This is a genomic window from Xanthomonas sp. NCPPB 3005 (assembly GCF_041228095.2).
GTDB classification, from domain to species: domain Bacteria; phylum Pseudomonadota; class Gammaproteobacteria; order Xanthomonadales; family Xanthomonadaceae; genus Xanthomonas_A; species Xanthomonas_A bonasiae.
The window spans coordinates 4,634,216-4,649,813 of the sequence record NZ_CP166096.2 but is presented as its reverse complement, the minus strand read 5'-3'; the positions used below and the strand labels follow the sequence as shown (position 1 = coordinate 4,649,813).

At 69.6% G+C, this 15,598-nt stretch carries 17 protein-coding genes and 1 riboswitch; of the genes, 6 read left to right on the top strand and 11 right to left on the bottom strand.

Going from position 1 to position 15,598, the window contains the following annotated elements; translation table 11 throughout:
* Nucleotides 1–20: 20 nt before the first annotated feature.
* Together AB8810_RS20095 and AB8810_RS20090 are read right to left on the bottom strand one after the other, a co-directional pair.
* Nucleotides 21–968 carry an MBL fold metallo-hydrolase gene (locus AB8810_RS20095; protein ID WP_369914663.1) on the bottom strand — a complete coding sequence of 316 codons (948 nt, stop codon included), beginning with the start codon at nucleotides 966–968 and terminating at the stop codon, nucleotides 21–23.
* A gap of 138 nt (nucleotides 969–1,106) precedes the next feature.
* A complete protein-coding gene (locus tag AB8810_RS20090; RefSeq protein ID WP_206256600.1) occupies nucleotides 1,107–1,742 on the bottom strand; it encodes an NAD(P)-dependent oxidoreductase in 636 nt (211 codons plus the stop codon).
* A 103-nt stretch (nucleotides 1,743–1,845) separates the two neighbouring features.
* On the opposite strand from AB8810_RS20090, the gene AB8810_RS20085 reads away from it, so the two are divergent.
* Both AB8810_RS20085 and gph read left to right on the top strand, forming a co-directional pair.
* Nucleotides 1,846–2,748 carry a LysR family transcriptional regulator gene (locus tag AB8810_RS20085; RefSeq protein ID WP_369914662.1) on the top strand — a complete coding sequence of 301 codons (903 nt, stop codon included), beginning with the start codon at nucleotides 1,846–1,848 and terminating at the stop codon, nucleotides 2,746–2,748.
* A gap of 45 nt (nucleotides 2,749–2,793) precedes the next feature.
* Nucleotides 2,794–3,447, top strand: coding sequence for a phosphoglycolate phosphatase (gene gph / locus AB8810_RS20080; protein WP_179568680.1), 654 nt, complete (start codon nucleotides 2,794–2,796; stop codon nucleotides 3,445–3,447).
* A gap of 156 nt (nucleotides 3,448–3,603) precedes the next feature.
* Here gph and AB8810_RS20075 read toward each other — a convergent pair whose 3' ends face one another.
* From AB8810_RS20075 to AB8810_RS20065, 3 genes are read right to left on the bottom strand one after another with little or no spacing between them, the layout of a single operon-like run.
* A complete protein-coding gene (locus tag AB8810_RS20075; protein WP_369914661.1) occupies nucleotides 3,604–4,443 on the bottom strand; it encodes an MBL fold metallo-hydrolase in 840 nt (279 codons plus the stop codon).
* Between the two features lie 21 nt (nucleotides 4,444–4,464).
* Entirely contained in the window at nucleotides 4,465–4,791 is a 327-nt protein-coding gene (locus tag AB8810_RS20070) for a hypothetical protein (RefSeq protein ID WP_369914660.1), read from the bottom strand.
* An 8-nt stretch (nucleotides 4,792–4,799) separates the two neighbouring features.
* Entirely contained in the window at nucleotides 4,800–5,345 is a 546-nt protein-coding gene (locus tag AB8810_RS20065) for a sugar ABC transporter (RefSeq protein ID WP_179568660.1), read from the bottom strand.
* A gap of 140 nt (nucleotides 5,346–5,485) precedes the next feature.
* Between AB8810_RS20065 and AB8810_RS20060 the strand changes: the two genes are divergently transcribed.
* On the top strand, nucleotides 5,486–6,385 hold the full coding sequence (locus AB8810_RS20060) for a LysR substrate-binding domain-containing protein (protein ID WP_179568658.1): 900 nt from the start codon (nucleotides 5,486–5,488) through the stop codon (nucleotides 6,383–6,385).
* Between the two features lie 199 nt (nucleotides 6,386–6,584).
* Here AB8810_RS20060 and btuB read toward each other — a convergent pair whose 3' ends face one another.
* The 3 genes from btuB to AB8810_RS20045 all read right to left on the bottom strand — a co-directional run bounded on the left by btuB (nucleotide 6,585) and on the right by AB8810_RS20045 (nucleotide 9,716).
* Complete coding sequence (gene btuB / locus AB8810_RS20055; RefSeq protein ID WP_369914659.1) at nucleotides 6,585–8,456, bottom strand: TonB-dependent vitamin B12 receptor; 1,872 nt, start codon at nucleotides 8,454–8,456, stop codon at nucleotides 6,585–6,587.
* Nucleotides 8,457–8,565: 109 nt separating this feature from the next.
* A riboswitch (cobalamin riboswitch) is annotated at nucleotides 8,566–8,783 on the bottom strand.
* A 26-nt stretch (nucleotides 8,784–8,809) separates the two neighbouring features.
* Entirely contained in the window at nucleotides 8,810–9,226 is a 417-nt protein-coding gene (locus AB8810_RS20050) for a TfoX/Sxy family protein (protein ID WP_179568654.1), read from the bottom strand.
* Between the two features lie 7 nt (nucleotides 9,227–9,233).
* On the bottom strand, nucleotides 9,234–9,716 hold the full coding sequence (locus tag AB8810_RS20045; RefSeq protein WP_179568652.1) for a GAF domain-containing protein: 483 nt from the start codon (nucleotides 9,714–9,716) through the stop codon (nucleotides 9,234–9,236).
* Between the two features lie 188 nt (nucleotides 9,717–9,904).
* Between AB8810_RS20045 and bioD the strand changes: the two genes are divergently transcribed.
* On the top strand, nucleotides 9,905–10,600 hold the full coding sequence (gene bioD, locus AB8810_RS20040; protein ID WP_369914657.1) for a dethiobiotin synthase: 696 nt from the start codon (nucleotides 9,905–9,907) through the stop codon (nucleotides 10,598–10,600).
* 284 nt (nucleotides 10,601–10,884) lie between these two features.
* Here the strand turns inward: bioD and AB8810_RS20035 are convergent, their stop codons facing one another.
* The 3 genes from AB8810_RS20035 to AB8810_RS20025 all read right to left on the bottom strand — a co-directional run bounded on the left by AB8810_RS20035 (nucleotide 10,885) and on the right by AB8810_RS20025 (nucleotide 13,388).
* Nucleotides 10,885–11,256 carry a phasin family protein gene (locus tag AB8810_RS20035; RefSeq protein ID WP_191825413.1) on the bottom strand — a complete coding sequence of 124 codons (372 nt, stop codon included), beginning with the start codon at nucleotides 11,254–11,256 and terminating at the stop codon, nucleotides 10,885–10,887.
* Between the two features lie 282 nt (nucleotides 11,257–11,538).
* Nucleotides 11,539–11,898 carry a 6-carboxytetrahydropterin synthase QueD gene (gene queD, locus AB8810_RS20030; RefSeq protein WP_179568646.1) on the bottom strand — a complete coding sequence of 120 codons (360 nt, stop codon included), beginning with the start codon at nucleotides 11,896–11,898 and terminating at the stop codon, nucleotides 11,539–11,541.
* 131 nt (nucleotides 11,899–12,029) lie between these two features.
* Nucleotides 12,030–13,388: a DEAD/DEAH box helicase gene (locus AB8810_RS20025; protein WP_179568644.1), complete on the bottom strand. Its 1,359-nt coding sequence runs from the start codon at nucleotides 13,386–13,388 to the stop codon at nucleotides 12,030–12,032.
* A 375-nt stretch (nucleotides 13,389–13,763) separates the two neighbouring features.
* Here AB8810_RS20025 and AB8810_RS20020 point away from each other — a divergent pair, with 375 nt between their 5' ends.
* Complete coding sequence (locus AB8810_RS20020) at nucleotides 13,764–14,753, top strand: fumarylacetoacetate hydrolase family protein (RefSeq protein ID WP_206230133.1); 990 nt, start codon at nucleotides 13,764–13,766, stop codon at nucleotides 14,751–14,753.
* A gap of 88 nt (nucleotides 14,754–14,841) precedes the next feature.
* Nucleotides 14,842–15,501, top strand: a complete 660-nt coding sequence (gene maiA, locus AB8810_RS20015; protein WP_179568635.1) for a maleylacetoacetate isomerase — start codon at nucleotides 14,842–14,844, stop codon at nucleotides 15,499–15,501.
* Nucleotides 15,502–15,598 lie beyond the last annotated feature (97 nt).

Below are 15,598 nucleotides of genomic sequence, written 5' to 3'. Positions count from 1 at the left end.
GCCGCGCGCCGGCAGTTCGTTCATGGCCAGCGCAGTTCGCCCTTGGCCACCTTCGCGCTGAGCTGCAGCGTGTCCACGCCGCCCAGCTGCGGATAGCGTTGCTGCATCGCCGCGACCAGCGCGGCCGCATCCTTGGCCTTGGCGGTTTCCTCGTCGAAGGCGCGGATGTAGTCGGCGGTGAAGCGCACCGCGGCCAGGTCCTGCGCCGCGCCCGGCACGAAATGTCCGGGAATCACCTGCTGCGGCTGCAGCGCCTGGATCCGTTGCAGCGTGGCCAGCCACTGCGCATGCGATGCCGGAGTCTGCGTATCGGCCATCCACACGTGTTCGCCGGCCACCACCGGGATCCCGCCGAGCACGGTCTTGATCGACGGAATCCACACGAAGGTCCGGTCCGGGGTCGCGCCGTCCAGGCCGACGATCTGCAGTTCGCGGCCTTCCAGCAGCAGGCGGTCGCCGTGCAGCGGCTGTGGCAGCACGATGCGCTGCGGCGCGTCGGCACCCAGCTTCGGTGCCCACACCTGCAGCTTCTGCGCCTGGGTCTGGCGGATATGCGCCACGGTCGCCGGGCTGGCCAGCAGCTTGGCCTGCGGGAACGCCTGGGTCAGCACGTCCAGGCCGAAGTAGTAGTCCGGATCGCCGTGGCTGACGTAGATCGTGGTCAGGCGCTTGCCGGAGGCGCGGATCTGCGCGACCAGGGCGCGCGCATCGGCCGCGGAGAACTGCGCATCGACCAGCACCGCGTCCCTGGCGCCGCTGACCAGCACCGAGGCGACGCCGAAGATCGCGTTCGCGTCCGGGTGGTAGACCTGCACCTGCAGCGGCGCGGCGGCCGGCTGTGCGGCGCTGGCGGCGGCAGTCGCGGCGTGGGCGGCGGTGCCGGTGGCGGCGTGCGCGGCGGCGGCGCCGGCGAGGCCGAGGGCAAGGATCAGCGTAGCGCTCAGGCGCGACAACGAAAGGGACGGCATGCGGAACTCCATCGGAGAAGGCGACGCCACGCGTCGGCATGGCGTGCGGGAATCGGGCCGCGACCGTGCTGCGGCCGCGGCGGGGGGCGACTGCGCGGCGCCATCGGCACGCGCGCTGCCGCCTGCCCGGCGTTGCGCTCAGTACGCGGCGGTGGCGATCTGGCGCAGGTACTGCGGGCGTTCGATCTCGTCGACGAAGGCGCTGGCGTAGTCGGCATAGCTGATCGCGCTATGGCCCTGCGCATCGCTGAGCAGCGCGGTGGCCTGGGTGCGCACGCCGCCGCGCTGGTCGCCGGGGCCGATCTCGGCGGCTGGCGCGAAGAAGGTCCACTCCAGATCGGTAGCGGCCTGCAGATGCTGCAGGGAGGCACGGTGCGCCAGCGCGTAGGGTTTGTAGGCGTCGGGGAAGTTCGGCGTGTCCACCAACTGCACGCCCGGCGCCACTTCCAGGCTGCCGGCGCCGCCGACCACCAGCAGGCGCTGTACGCCGGCGTCGCGGGCGACCTCGATCAGCGCCTGGGCGACGGCCGGAATGGTATCGGCGGCCGCGGCGCTGGGGCCGTAGGCGCTGGCCAGCACGTCGTGGCCGCGCACCGCGGCGGCGAGGGCGGCGCGGTCGTCCAGCGACGCGAGCACGATGCTGGCGCCGTCCAGTTCCGGCGGCAACGGTTGCGTGCGGCGGACCAGGGCGGTGACCGCGTGGCCGCGGCGCAGGGCTTCCTGGGCGATATGGCGGCCGATGTTGCCGGTGGCGCCGAACAGGGCGATGTGCATCGAGGTTCTCCGGGGAGGGTGGACGGGATGCGCACAGCCTAGTCCTGGCAATTAGCGCGATAAACAGCGTATAAGTCGCCAATTTGTTGCGTGGAACGAGCAAATGGACCGTCTGACCGCGATCGCGGTGTTCGTCGAAGTCGCCGAGCGCGGCAGTCTCACCGCGGCCGCCGAGGCGCTGGACCTGTCGCGGGCGATGGTCTCGCGCCATCTGGCCGAACTGGAGCGCTGGCTCGGCGTGCGCCTGCTGCACCGGACCACGCGGCGGGTGACCCTGACCGGCGCCGGCGAGACCGCGTTGGCGCGGTTCCGGCCGATGCTGGCGATCGGCGCCTCGCTGCGCGACGAACTGGCCAGCGACGACCCGGAGCCGCACGGACAGCTGCGCGTCACCGCTTCGGCCTCGTTCGGGCAGGCGCATCTGGCCGCGGCGGCGGCCGAGTTCGTGGCCCGCTACCCGCAGGCGCGGGTGGACATGCTGCTGGCCGATCGCACGGTCAACCTGGTCGAGGAGCGCATCGACCTGGCGGTACGCATTTCCCACCGCGTCGACCCTGGGCTGATCGCGCGGCGCCTGAGCGTGTGCCGCTCGGTGCTGTGCGCGGCGCCGGCCTATCTGCAGCGGCATGGCGCGCCGCACAGCGCCGCCGACCTGGCCGCGCACAACTGCCTGGGCCATCACTACGTGGGCAGGCACGAATGGCCGCTGCGCTATCGCGGCGAACCGGTGTCGGTGGCGGTCAGCGGCAACTTCACCGCCAACGAAGCCACCGTGCTGCTGGAGGCGGTGCGCGCCGGCGCCGGCATTGCCATGCTGCCGACCTACCAGGCCGCGGCGCTGCTGCGCAGCTGCGAATTGCAGCGCGTGCTGCCCGACCACGAACTGGACACGATGGACATCTTCGGCGTGTACGCCTCGCGCCGGCAGCAGCCGGCGATCGTCCGCGCGTTCCTGGATTTCCTGGTCGCGCGTTTCGGCGAGGTGCCGTACTGGGATCGCGACTGAGCGCGGCGCCTACAATGCAGGCCGCGTTTCGCACAGAGGACTGAAATGACATTTCCGTACGCGCTGGTGGTGTTCGATCTGGACGGCACCCTGGTGGACAGCGGCGCCGATATCGCCGAAGCGCTCAATCGCACCCTGGCCGACTTCGGCCTGGCGCGCGTGCCCGAAGCCACCGTGCTCGGCTGGATCGGCGAGGGCGTGCGCAAGCTGGTCGAGACCGCGTGGCGGCATGCGCACGACGCCACCCCGATCGACGCGGTAATGCCGGCTTTCATGCGCCACTACGAAGAATGCCTGTTGCGCAGCCCGCGCCTGTATCCGGGCGTGGCCGAGGCGCTGGCGCAGTTGCGCGCGCGCGGCGTCACGCTGGCGCTGTGCACCAACAAGCCCTCGGCGTTCGTGCAGCCGCTGCTGCGCCATCTCGGCGTGGCCGATGCGTTCGCCGCGGCGCTCGGCGGCGACAGCCTGCCCGAGCGCAAGCCCAGCCCGCTGCCGCTGCTGCACCTGGCGCAGCAGTTCGCGCAGCCGCCGGCGCACTGCCTGATGGTCGGCGATTCCGGCACCGACCTGCAGGCCGCGCACGCCGCCGGCATGCCGGCCGCACTGGTGCGCTACGGCTATCCGCGCGACCTGGACCTGGCCACGGCCGACGTGGTGTTGCTGATGGACGACATGCGCGAGCTGCTGGCACTGGGGTGATGCGGGCTGCCAATCGCGCTCAGGGGACCGTTTCGCCGCCTGCAACGTAACCGCAGCGGCGTGGCTGCATTGGCCGGCGCCGACCCCGCGGTCGTCGCCTCAGCCATCACGGCTCTGCCGCGACCTCCCGATCCGCAGATGGAGAAGACGCCGCTCTCATGCCGCGTAGGTCACAGCGTAGGCCGCGTTGGTTCGCTCGATGCGTGCGAAGCCGAGTTCGCCGAAGTGCATGCCGGCAATCAGGAGCCGCTCCGTGCTGACCAGATCCAACAGCCGCGACCGTGTCGCGCCTGCAAGCACCGGATCCTGGTCGAAGACGATCGATACCTCCGGATGCGGCACCTGGATCTGCGGGAAATGCACGATGTCGCCCCAGACCAGCAGGCTGCGATCGCCGGCGTCGAGCCGATAGCCCGTGTGCCCTGCTGTATGCCCTGGCAGCGGCAGGGCAGCGATGCCAGGCAACACCTCGCCTGCATCGAAGATGCGCAGCCGGTCGCGATAGCCGTCGAACACCTGGCGCGCAAGCAGGAAATTGCCGCGGGCGCGCGCGGCAGCGCGGCTCAGGTTGCCGTCGTCCTGCCAGAACGCGACCTCCCGCTGTTGCACGACGAGTTCGGCGTTCGGGAAGGCGACGTCTCCCGAGGCGTCGATCAGTCCCCCGACATGGTCGGGATGGGCGTGGGTCAGCAGGATCGCATCGATCTGTGCGGGGCGCAGGCCTGCCAGCGACAGGTTGTCCAGCAGCCGGCCGCCCCATTGCTTGAAGCCGCCGGCGCCGGCATCGATCAGGATCGTGCGGCCGCGACCACGCACCACGTAACAGTTGATATGGACTGCGCAAGCGTCCTCCACCCGCCCATCGGTCTGCAGTTGCAGGGCGTCGGCCGGGCCCACGTGCAAGAGCGCGTCCAGGCCGACGCTGAGATAGCCGTCGCTGATGGCGGTGATGGTGAAATCGCCGATCCGCTGGCTCGGAAAAACGTCCTTCGTCATCGCATTTCTCCGGATCGCCGATCAGTTGCGTGCATGGATGCAGTGCGCCGCGTAGCCGAAACAGCGGATGCGGGCCTGGCAGCCGGTCGCTCGCCGGATGGCGTCATCGAGCCCTTCCATGAACTGCGCCATGACCGTTGGCGTGCGCGTCGCGGCGAGCCGGTAGCGGACGTCCGCGAAGATGGGGTGGCCGCGACCATGCAGGACGGGGACGTAGATGACATGCACGTTCTCCACAGCGGCGAGAAGCAGGCCCGTGCAGAGGTCGGTGCATTGCTCGGTCAGGTCCGAGAGCGCCGTGTCCGGCGGCATCGTGCGCGCCGGCAGGAAGAGGGTGACGTTCGGCATCGGCGGTCCTAGCGCGCCACGTCGGAGGCGCTGCCGTGGCCGCTGGTCAATTGCGCGGTCATCGGCGCGTAGACGTGCACGTCCTCCGGCAGCCGATCCATCGCAGGCAGCCTGGTGCGGTCTAGCGTCGCCAGCCAGCGGCGCTCCGGACATTTCTCCAGTTCCACCGCATGCATGGCGCATGGAGTCAGTCCCAGCCCGATCAGCGGCTCGGCGCCGGTGGCACTCGACAACAGCACTTCGTGGCTGCCCACGGCGGGGGCCCGATCGAGGCCGGCGTAGAGGTTGCGATGCCAGTCGACGATGTGCTGTTGCCAGCGTGCGAAGTTGCCGCCGCCCTTCCGGCGATAGTCCTCGCCGGTCAGGATGTGCAGGCCATCGATCGCGTGCACTGCCAGATAGGTGGGGTAGCCGCGGCGCAAGGCCTTGAAGCGTTGCGAACTGTGGAAGCCCTCCACCGAGATGAGCGCCGGCAGCTTGTCCAGGCTGTAGAAGTCGTTCCATTCCGCTTCGCTGGCGGGATCGGCAAAGCTGCATTCCACCGTGTAGATCATTGCGTCGGCCTTGCCTTTCGTTGATGTCCGCTCATGGTAGGCCGGCGTTTTCAGCGCGAATATCGATATTCGATCACGCTTCAGTGACTCGATGTCATGGTGGACGGGTCGAATGCCGTATCACCGCGTTGGAGCCGTACATGCGCCGCAAGATTCCCAGCCACTCCGCGCTCATGGCATTCGAGGCGGCTGCCCGGCATGCCAGCTTCGCGCGTGCGGCCGAGGAACTTGCCTTGACCGAAGGCGCGATCAGCCGCCAGATCGGCCGGCTGGAAGATTTTCTGGGCGTCACCTTGTTCGCCCGGATCGGCAACCGGGTCAGGCTCTTGCCGAACGGCGAGCGCTATGCGGCACAGGTGCGCGAGACGCTCGACCGGCTGGAACGCGACAGCCAGTACCTGATGGGCCAGCGCAGCGACGGGGCCAGCCTCGACATCGCCGTGCTCCCGACCTTCGCCACACGCTGGCTCATTCCCCGCCTGAAACACTTCCAGACCCGGCACCCGAACATCACCGTGCATCTGGCCGAGCGCATGCAGCCTTTCGTCCTGGCCGGCAGCGGTTTCGATGCGGCCATCCATTTCGAGCACCCGGCCTGGACGGGGATGCGCACGCATCGGTTGTGGCAGGAGGTGCTGGTGCCGGTCTGCCATCCGGCGCTGCTCGCTGGAAAAGACGCCGCGACGGCGCTCGACGCGTTGCCACGCCTGCATCGCCGCCAGAACCCGGACGCCTGGCAGCGCTATGCGCAGGAAACCGGAATGGGGCTGACGCATCCGGCGATCGGCGCCCGCTACGATCTCCACGCGATGTCGATCGAGGCGGCGCTGGCCGGTCTCGGTGTCGCGCTGGTACCACGCCTCTATGTCGCGGCCGAGCTGGCCGCCGGGCGGCTCGTTGCGCCATGGCCCGACGGCACGTCGATCTCCAAGACCTTCTGTCTTGTGCTGCCGGAACCGATCCGGTTGAACGATGCGCCAATCCAGATGCTGGCGGACTGGCTCATCGAGGAAGCGCGGACGTCGTCCCCCATGCCCTGAAGGCGGTGCCTGGGCCATGCCGCGCGACGCACGGCGAAGCCTATGGCGCGGCGTCAGACGCGACGGATGTTGCCAGCGGCGCCGGTGGCGCCCGATCGCCGAACCCGCGTTGGGCGAGACACGTCGCGTCGCGCGCGCATGCCTGCGATGAATGCATGCGCAGCGGGCCACGCCGTCCGGCGTAGCCCGCTGCGGGGGCTCAGCGCGCCGCCGGCGCGTAGCGCAGGGTCAGCGCGTACTCGCGGCCCGGCTGGTTGTACCAGCTGATGGTCTGGTAGTCGCGATCGAACACGTTGCTGGCCTTGGCCTGCAGCGTCCAGTCCGCCGCGAACGCGTATTCCACGCGCAGGTCCAGCGTGCCGTAGCCGGCCAGGCGCACGCTGTTGGCCGCGTCGTCGTAGCGGTGGCCGCTGCCGAACGCGGTGACGCCGAGCTTGACCGGGCCGAAGCCGCGGTCCACGTCCAGCCGCGCGGTGTCCTGCGCGCGCCGCGCCAGCCAGTTGTCGCGGTTGGCGCCGTCGCTGCGGTTGCGCGGATCGGTGTGGCTGAGCTGCGCCGACAGTTCCCAGCCGGCCAGCGTCGCGTAGCCGGTCAGCTCGGCGCCGCGGATCCGCGCCTTGTCCACGTTGACCGGCAGGAAGGTGGCGGCATCGTAGGAGATCAGGTCGTCGACCCGGGTCTCGTAGACGTTGAACGTCCAGTTCCAGCTGTCGGCGTACTGCGCCACGCCCAGGTTGCCGCTCTTGGACTTCTCCGGCTTCAGTTCCGGATTGCCGGAAAACGGGTAGTACAGGTCGTTGAAGGTCGGCGCCTTGAAGCCGGTGCCGAGGCTGGCGGTGAGCTTGAAGCCGCCGTCCAGCGCCAGGCCCCAGCCGAGGCTGCCGGTGGTGTGCTGGCCGAACTGCTCGTTGTCGTCGCTGCGCACGCTGGCCTGCACCTGCTGCGCGCCGAAGCGGCCCTGGTACTCGGCGAACACGCCGGTGTTGTCGCGCTGGTCCACGTCGAAGGCGGTGGTGCCGGTGACTTCCTCGCGCTGCCAGTCGGCGCCGGCGCTGAGCAGATGGCCTTCGGCCAGGCCGAAGTCGCCCTGCAGCGAGGCGGTGTCGCGGCGGCTGTCGAAGGTGCTGACGAAGCTGCGCGTGTCGCTGCCGGCGGCGTGGTAGTAGCTGTCGGCCTGGTCGGTGTTGCGGCCGAGCTGCGCGGCCAGGTGCACGCGCTCGGACGGGGTCCAGTCGAGCTTGCCGCCGAACACCTGCTGGGTGTTGTCGGCCTCGTTGCCGGCGAACAGCGCATCGCCGTCGTACTCGTTGCGGCTGTCGATGTTCAGCGCCTGGCCTTCGATGCGCAGCGTGTCGCTCAGCGCATAGCCGCCGCGCGCGCTGAGCGAGGTGTTGCGGTAGCCGTCGCGGTCCGGCTCGTCGACGTAGCAGCCGGCGAACAGGGTGGCCGAGCCGTTGCAGGCATTGATGCCGTCGGTCTTCTGGTAGCCGCCCTGCACCGACAGCCAGCCGCGCTCGCCGCGGTTGCTGAAGCCGGCGCTGGCCTCGCGCAGGCCGTTGCTGCCGGCGCCCAGGCTCAGGTTCTGCTGCAGGCCCTGGCCGCCGCGGCGGGTGAAGATCTGGATCACGCCGCCGATCGCATCGGAGCCGTACAGACTCGAGCGCGGGCCGCGCACGATCTCGATGCGGTCGATCTGGCTCAGCGGCAGGTCCTGGAACGCGGCCAGGCCGGCGCTGGCCGAGCCGATGCGCACGCCGTCCACCAGCACCAGCATGTGATCCGATTCGCTGCCGCGCAGGCTCAGCGTGGTCAGCTTGCCCAGCCCGCCCTGGTTGGAGACGCCGATGCCGGCGCGGCCCTGCAGCAGCTGCGCCAGCGACGTGGCCTGGCTGCGCTCGATCTCGGCGCGGTCGATCACCTGCGCCGGGACCACGCTGTCCTCGACCGAGATCTGGGTGCGGGTGGCGGTGACCAGGACCTGGTCCAGGTCGGTGGCGGCATCGGCGGCGAGCGCCAGCGAGGGCAGGGACAGGGCGGACGCGATCGCGACCGAAAGCAGGCGGAACGACATGGGGCAACTCCGGCGCGCGGACGCGCTGTGACGGCGAAGGAGTCGCGAACGGAAGGTGCAAGCGGACGGCGCCAGACGCGGCGCGGCACGCCGCGACGCCCTCCGCATCGCAACCAGTGAACTGCAAGGCCGGTCTCCGGGCTGGCGATCTGGGAGTCGGACTCCCGGCTGCGACGCCTTCCCATGCCCGAGGCACAGTGGCGCAAGTCGTCAGCGCGGATCGCTTACCGTTGCGGGGGCAGCGCCGGCCTTGTCGCAAGACGCACCGGCTTCCCGTTTCAACCTGCAGGCCGGAGCCGGCAGGTCACCTTGAAGCGGCGCGATTGTACGCGATCGCCGCTGTTGCGCGCGGATCAGCCGTCGTCGCGCTCGCTGGCGTGGCCGTCGTCGCGTTCGTGGTCGTCGGATGCGTCGTACGCGTCCTGCGCATAGGGCGTGTCGCTGCGGTCGCCGTCGCGGTCGAAATGGGTGGTCGCCACCGGTCCGGCCACCGGCAGGCCGCGCTGCGCCGGCAACTGCGCCGCCGCGGCGTCCAGCTCGCCGAGCAGTTGCGCGCGCCGCGCCTCGGGCAGTTCCTGCCAATGGCAGCCGGTCAGCGCCCCTTCCAGCGAATACAGCAGGTTGAGGCTGGGCTTGAAGCCGGCGCGCTTGACCTTCAGGAACGCGCCGACCGCGCCGGCCGCGGCCAGGTCCTGCTGCGTGCGCAGGCCGACCTGGCGCAGCCAGGCCGCGCTCTTGGGGCCGATGTTGCGCAGTTTTTCGGTGCTCATCGCCGGCTCATCGCAGTGCGTCGACGAAGACCTGCGCGATCGCTTCCAGGCCGTGCTGGTCGTCGGCATCGAAGCGCGCCAGGTCCGGGCTGTCCAGGTCGAACACGCCGATCAGCTCGCCAGCGCGCAGCAGCGGCACCACCAGTTCCGAGCGCGATGCCGCATCGCAGGCGATATGCCCGGGAAAGGCCTCGACGTCGTCGATGCGCTGGGTCTGGCCGGTGCTGGCGGCGGCGCCGCACACGCCCTTGTGCAGCGGGATGCGCACGCAGGCGGGCAGGCCCTGGAACGGCCCGACCACCAGTTCCTTGCCGTCGTACAGGTAGAAACCGACCCAGTTCAGCCGCGGCAACGCGTGGTACACCAGCGCCGCCAGGTTGGCGGCATTGGCGATGCGGTCGGGCTCGCCGCTGACCAGGGAACGGGCCTGGGCGAGCAGTTGGGCGTACTGTTCCGGCTTGCTGCCGGTGAGCGAAGAGGAAGCGAACATCGCGCGAGTCTAGCAGCGGCCGATGGCGGCCTGTGCGCCGGCGCCTGTCGAGGCGCGAGGCAGAGCGGTAGCCCGAGGCGCCAGTCCCGGGCGCACCGGCGAAAGGCCGGGCAGCGCTGACGCGGCGCGGCGCGCCGGCTATCCTGCGCGCCCGCGCCGCATGCGCCGACCTCGAGGATCCTGCCACGATGCGCTTCCCCGCCTTCTACGTCACCGGCACCGATACCGGCATCGGCAAGACCGTCGCCAGCACCGCACTGCTGCACGCGTTGCGCGCGCGCGGGCAGACGGCGGTGGGCATGAAGCCGGTCGCCAGCGGCTGCGAGCGCAGCGCGGACGGCTGGCGCAACGAGGATGCGCTGGCGCTGCAGGCGGCGAGCATGCCGCGCCCGGACTATGCCGACCTCAACCCCTACGCCTTGCCGCTGCCGCTGGCGCCGGAACTGGCCGCCGCCGATGCCGGGGTGTGCGTGGAAATGGGGCCGATCGCCGACGCCTTCGCGCGGTTGCGTGCGCAAGCCGACGTGGTGGTGGTGGAAGGCGTCGGCGGCTGGGCGGCGCCGCTGTCGGCGACCCTGGAGCAGGCCGATCTGGCGCGCGCGCTGGCGCTGCCGGTGGTGCTGGTGGTCGGCCTGCGCCTGGGATGCCTCAACCACGCCCGGCTCACGGCCGCGGCGATCGCCGCCGACGGCCTGCGCTGCATCGGCTGGATCGGCAACGAGATCGATCCGGCGATGGAACGCATCGACGCCAACATGCGCATGCTGCAGGAGCGGCTGCCGATACCGTGCTGGGGACGCTTGCCGTATCGGCCGCATCCGGACCCGGCGGCGCTGGCGGCGTCGCTGCGCCCATGGCAGGGCGTGCAGATGGCGCAGGACTGAGCCCGCGCCTGGCCGGAAGCGCACGCAGCGCACTAGCCGCTTTCGCGAGGAAAGGACTGTTGTGAAGGAGGGGCTTTCAGCCCGGATGCCGGACTGGAAAACTTCGGCCCTAGGCCCTGGCAGGCAGCGCAGGAACGCCCGCACTTGCGAATCCCAAATCCCGAATCCCAAATCCCGGCCATAAAAAAGACCCGGTAGAGGGAGGGATCTACCGGGTCTTGGCTGCGCGGGGGGAGGGACCCGCGCGTACCACTGGTCAGTCGTGCGGCTGCGCCGCAGTGGACTTATTTGGTCTTGGCCTTCGGTGCGGCCTGGTCGCTGGCCGCCTCGAACTGGCTCTTGGCGAGCTGGCCGATGGCTTCGGAGGTCTTCAGGCCGAGGCCGAACACTTCCTGGTTGGCCGTGGCCAGCCGCTCGAAATTGTCGCGGGCGATCTGCAGGCCCTTCGGCCACAGCGACTGCACGCTGCCCAGGTCGCGCGCTTCGGTGAGCTCGCCGAGGAAGCCGGTGGTCGCGGCGACGTTCTTCTCGAAGGTCTTCAACTGCACGCCGAACACGCTCTCAGCGCTTTCCAACGCCAGGCGGTTGGCGCGCGAAGCGGCGGCGGCGAACTGCTGGGTGTAGCTGCTGAATTGATCGTTGAACTGAGCGGACATCATGCGACTCCAAGGGAATGCTGATTGCTGTTGCAGTGCAACATACGCGCATTCTGCTGCAATGCAACATTATTTTCTGAAGCCGCTCAGGTTTCGTTCAAACTGACTTTCAGATCAATGGGTTGGCGCCCGGTTGGCCAGCTCCGGCACGGCTCGTCCGCCCATCGGATAGCCACCGATTGCGCCCACCGGCCGCTCGGAGCGGACCGGCCACCCGACATCCGTCAGGTCCCGTCATAACCGCCCTTGCGAATCCCCAATCCCCAATCCCGACTCCCCGCCTCAAGCAGGACCGCGATACCGGCAACCAGAGGTGCAGGTCTCGTGGACCACCACCTCGCTCAGCAGCGGCAATGCCGGCTTGAGCCGTTCCCAGATCCAGATCGCCAGGCGTTCGCTGGTCGGGTTCTCCAGTCCCTCGATGTCGTTGAGGTAGTGGTGGTCGAGGCGGTCGTAGATCGGACGGAACGCGGCCTTGATGTCGCCGAAGTCCATGACCCAGCCGGTGTCGGCGCCAGGTTCGCCGCTGACGTGCAGCTCGATCCGGAACGAATGCCCGTGCAGCCGTGCGCACTTGTGGCCGGGCGGGACGTTGGGCAGGCGGTGCGCTGCCTCCAGGGTAAAACTCTTGAAGATATCCATGGCGTCATTGTAGGTGGCGGGGGAAGTGGCCGGCGGATCGCCGGCACTGCTGCGGTCTCGCGATGGTGGTGCGTCGCGAAAACACGAACGCCGCCCGGAGGCGGCGTTGGTGGTGCTGCGGTCGGCTGCGCTTAGCGCGCGGCGCTGGGCTGGCCGCCGCTGCGACGGCGCTCGCCCTGGCGGCGTGCGCCGCCCGGCTGGGCGCCGCCGGCCGGCTTGGCGCCGGCATGCGCGTGCGGGCGCGGCGCGTCGCCGTGCGGACGCCGTGCGTGGGTGCTCTTGCGCGGCGGACGCTGGCCGCCCGGACGCTCGTCGGCCGGATTGTTGTTGCCCCAACGGATCGGCGTGGACGGCTCGAAGCCCGGTACGTCGCGGATGTCCATCTCGCGCTTGAGCATGCGCGAGATCGCACGCAGCAGCTTGGCCTCGTCCTGCGCCACCAGCGACACCGCCTCGCCCTGCGAGCCGTTGCGGCCGGTGCGGCCGATCCGGTGCACGTAGTCCTCGGCGACCATCGGCAGGTCGTAGTTGATGACCTTCGGCAGCTGGTCGATGTCGATGCCGCGCGCGGCGATGTCGGTCGCCACCAGCACGGTGATGCGGCCGGCCTTGAAGTCGCTCAGCGCGCGCAGGCGCTGGCCCTGGCTCTTGTTGCCGTGGATCGCGGCGGTCTTCAGCCCGGACTTGTCCAGGAACATGGTCAGCTTGTCGGCGCCGTGCTTGGTGCGCGCGAACACCAGCGTCTGCATGCGCGAATCGGCGGCCAGCAGGTGCAGCAGCAGCTCGCGCTTGCGCGTGCCGTCGACCGGGTGCACGCGGTGGGTGATGGTGTCGGCGACGGTGTTGCTCGGCGTGGCCTGGATTTCCTGCGGGTTGTGCATGAACTCGCGGGCCAGCTGCTTGATGCCTTCCTCGAAGGTCGCCGAGAACAGCAGGGTCTGCCGGTTCTGCTTGGGCAGCTTGGCCAGGATGCGCTTGATCGAGGGCAGGAAGCCCATGTCGAGCATGCGGTCGGCTTCGTCCAGCACCAGGATCTCGATGCCCGACAGGTCCACGCTGCGGCGCTCGAGGTGATCGAGCAGGCGGCCCGGGCAGGCGATCAGCAGGTCCACGCCGCGACGCAGCGCGTCGAGCTGGTTGCCCATGCCGACGCCGCCGTAGATGGTGGTGCTGGGGATGCGCAGGTACTTGCTGTAGCCGCGCAGGCTGTCGTGCACCTGGGTGGCCAGCTCGCGGGTCGGGGTCAGGATCAGCGCGCGCGGCTTGCGTGCGCCATTGCCGACCGGCTGCGGCGAGGTGCCCAGGTGCTGCAGCAGCGGCAGGCCGAACGCGGCGGTCTTGCCGGTACCGGTCTGCGCGCCGGCCATCAGGTCGTGGCCGGCCAGCGCCAGCGGAATCGCCTGCAACTGGATCGGGGTGGGGGTTTCATAGCCCTGCTCGGCCAACGCACGCAGCAGGAAGGGCGCCAGGCCCAGGGATTCGAACGACATCGAGGAAAGCTCCGGATAACGCGCCGTCGCCGGGACATGCCCGGCGGGAAGACGCAAGTTGGGTGAGGCTCGGAGCGTTCCCGTGAACCGCGCTGCGAGAGGGTGGATCAACCCGGAGCAGACAGCGCTCGGGTTTGTCGGCACCACGAAAGGCGTCGGGCGGGGCGGGCGAGCGGATCGAAACGATCCTGGCCTCGCCGGCGATCCCTAAGGGAAACGGACGGCCGCATGCAGACCTGGCGAGTCTACGCTGAATTGGCGCGTTGCACAAAAGTCGCAGTGAACCATCCGACAGTCGGCAATTCCGTTTCAGTTGCAACCAATATGCGGTCTGGCCGTACAATCGCCCGATCAGCTCCCCAGCACTGGACGGACATGAAGCTAGGTTCCCTGAAGGAAGGCGGCCGCGACGGCACCCTGATCGTCGTTTCCCGCGATCTGACCCGCGCCGTGCGCGCCACCGGCATCGCCACGACCCTGCAGCGCGCGCTGGAGGACTGGAGCAATCTGGCGCCGCGCCTGAACGCGCTGTCCGAGTCGCTCAACGACGGCAGCGCCGACGGCCAGTTCGACCTGGACCTCGCCGCGCTGGCCGCGCCGTTGCCGCGCGCCTACGAATTCCTCGACGGCAGCGCCTACCTGCCGCACGTGGAGCGGGTGCGGCGCGCGCGCGGCGCCGAGGTGCCGGAGAGCTTCTACACCGATCCGCTGATGTACCAGGCGGTCAGCGCCGGTTTCTACGGCCCGCGCGATGCGGTCAAGGTGGTCAGCGAGGACTACGGCATCGACCTGGAGGCGGAGATCGTGGTGGTCACCGACGACGTGCCGATGGCGGTCGATGCGCAGCAGGCTGCGGCGCATATCCAGCTGGTGGGGCTGGTCAACGACGTGTCGCTGCGCAACCTGATCCCGGCCGAACTGGCCAAGGGGTTCGGCTTCGTGCAGTCCAAGCCGCGCTCGGCGCTGTCGCCGGTGTTCGTGACCCCGGACGAGCTGGGCGAGGCATGGCGCGACAACAAGCTGCATCTGCCGCTGTTGACCCACATCAACGGCGCCTGGTTCGGCGCGCCGGAAGCCGGCGAGGACATGCAGTTCGACTTCGCCCAGCTGGTCGCGCACGCGGCCAAGACGCGGCCGCTGGCGGCCGGCGCGGTGATCGGCTCGGGCACCATCGCCAACCAGGACACCACGCGCGGCGCCTCGTGCTTCGCCGAGCTGCGCGTAGTGGAAACGCTGCGCGACGGGCAGCCGAGCACGCCGTTCATGAAGTTCGGCGACGTGGTGCGGATCGAGATGCTGGACCGTGACGGAGTAAGCATCTTCGGCGCGATCGAACAGCGCATCGAGCCCGCCTCCCGGCCCTGAGCCGGCCAGTGGCGGCACCGAGACGACCGGCGGTGCCGCTGCTACTGTGTCCACCGGTATCGTGATCGTCCGGACGGGAGGGCAGAGCGTGGAAGAGGCGTTGCAGCTGTACACCTACTGGCGTTCCAGCGCCGCCTATCGCGTTCGCATCGGCCTCAATCTGAAGGGGCTGGCCTACCAGGCGTTGCCGGTGCACCTGCTGCGCGACGGCGGCCAGCAGCATTCGCCTGAGTACGCGCGGCTCAATCCGCAGGAACTGGTGCCCACGCTGTGCCACGACGGCCAGGCGATCCGCCAGTCGCTGGCGATCCTGGAATACCTGGACGAGCGCTGGCCGGAGCCGCCGCTGCTGCCCGACGCGGCGATCGACCGTGCCCGTGTGCGCGGGCTGGCGCAACTGATCGCCAGCGACGTGCATCCGCTCAACAACCTGCGCGTGACCCAGTTCTTCGAGAACGTCTGGAACGTACCGCAGTCCGAACGCGAAGAGTGGATGCTGCACTGGATCGTGCTGGGCTTCGATGCGCTGGAACAGTTGCTTGCCGAGTCGCCCGATACCGGCAGCTACTGCCACGGCGAGCAGCCCGGCATGGCCGATTGCTGCCTGGTGCCGCAGGTGTTCAACGCGCGCCGCTTCGGCGTGGACATGCAGGCGTATCCGACCATCGCCCGGATCGAGCAGGCCTGTCTGGCGCTGCCGGCGTTCGAAGCGGCGCGCCCGGAGCGGCAACCGGACGCGCAGGGCTGAGGCTGGCATCCTGCTTCTGTAGGAGCGGCTTCAGCCGCGACAGGGTCTTGCCGGATGCTGTGTGTCGCGGCTGAAGCCGCTCCTACAGGAGTGCGGC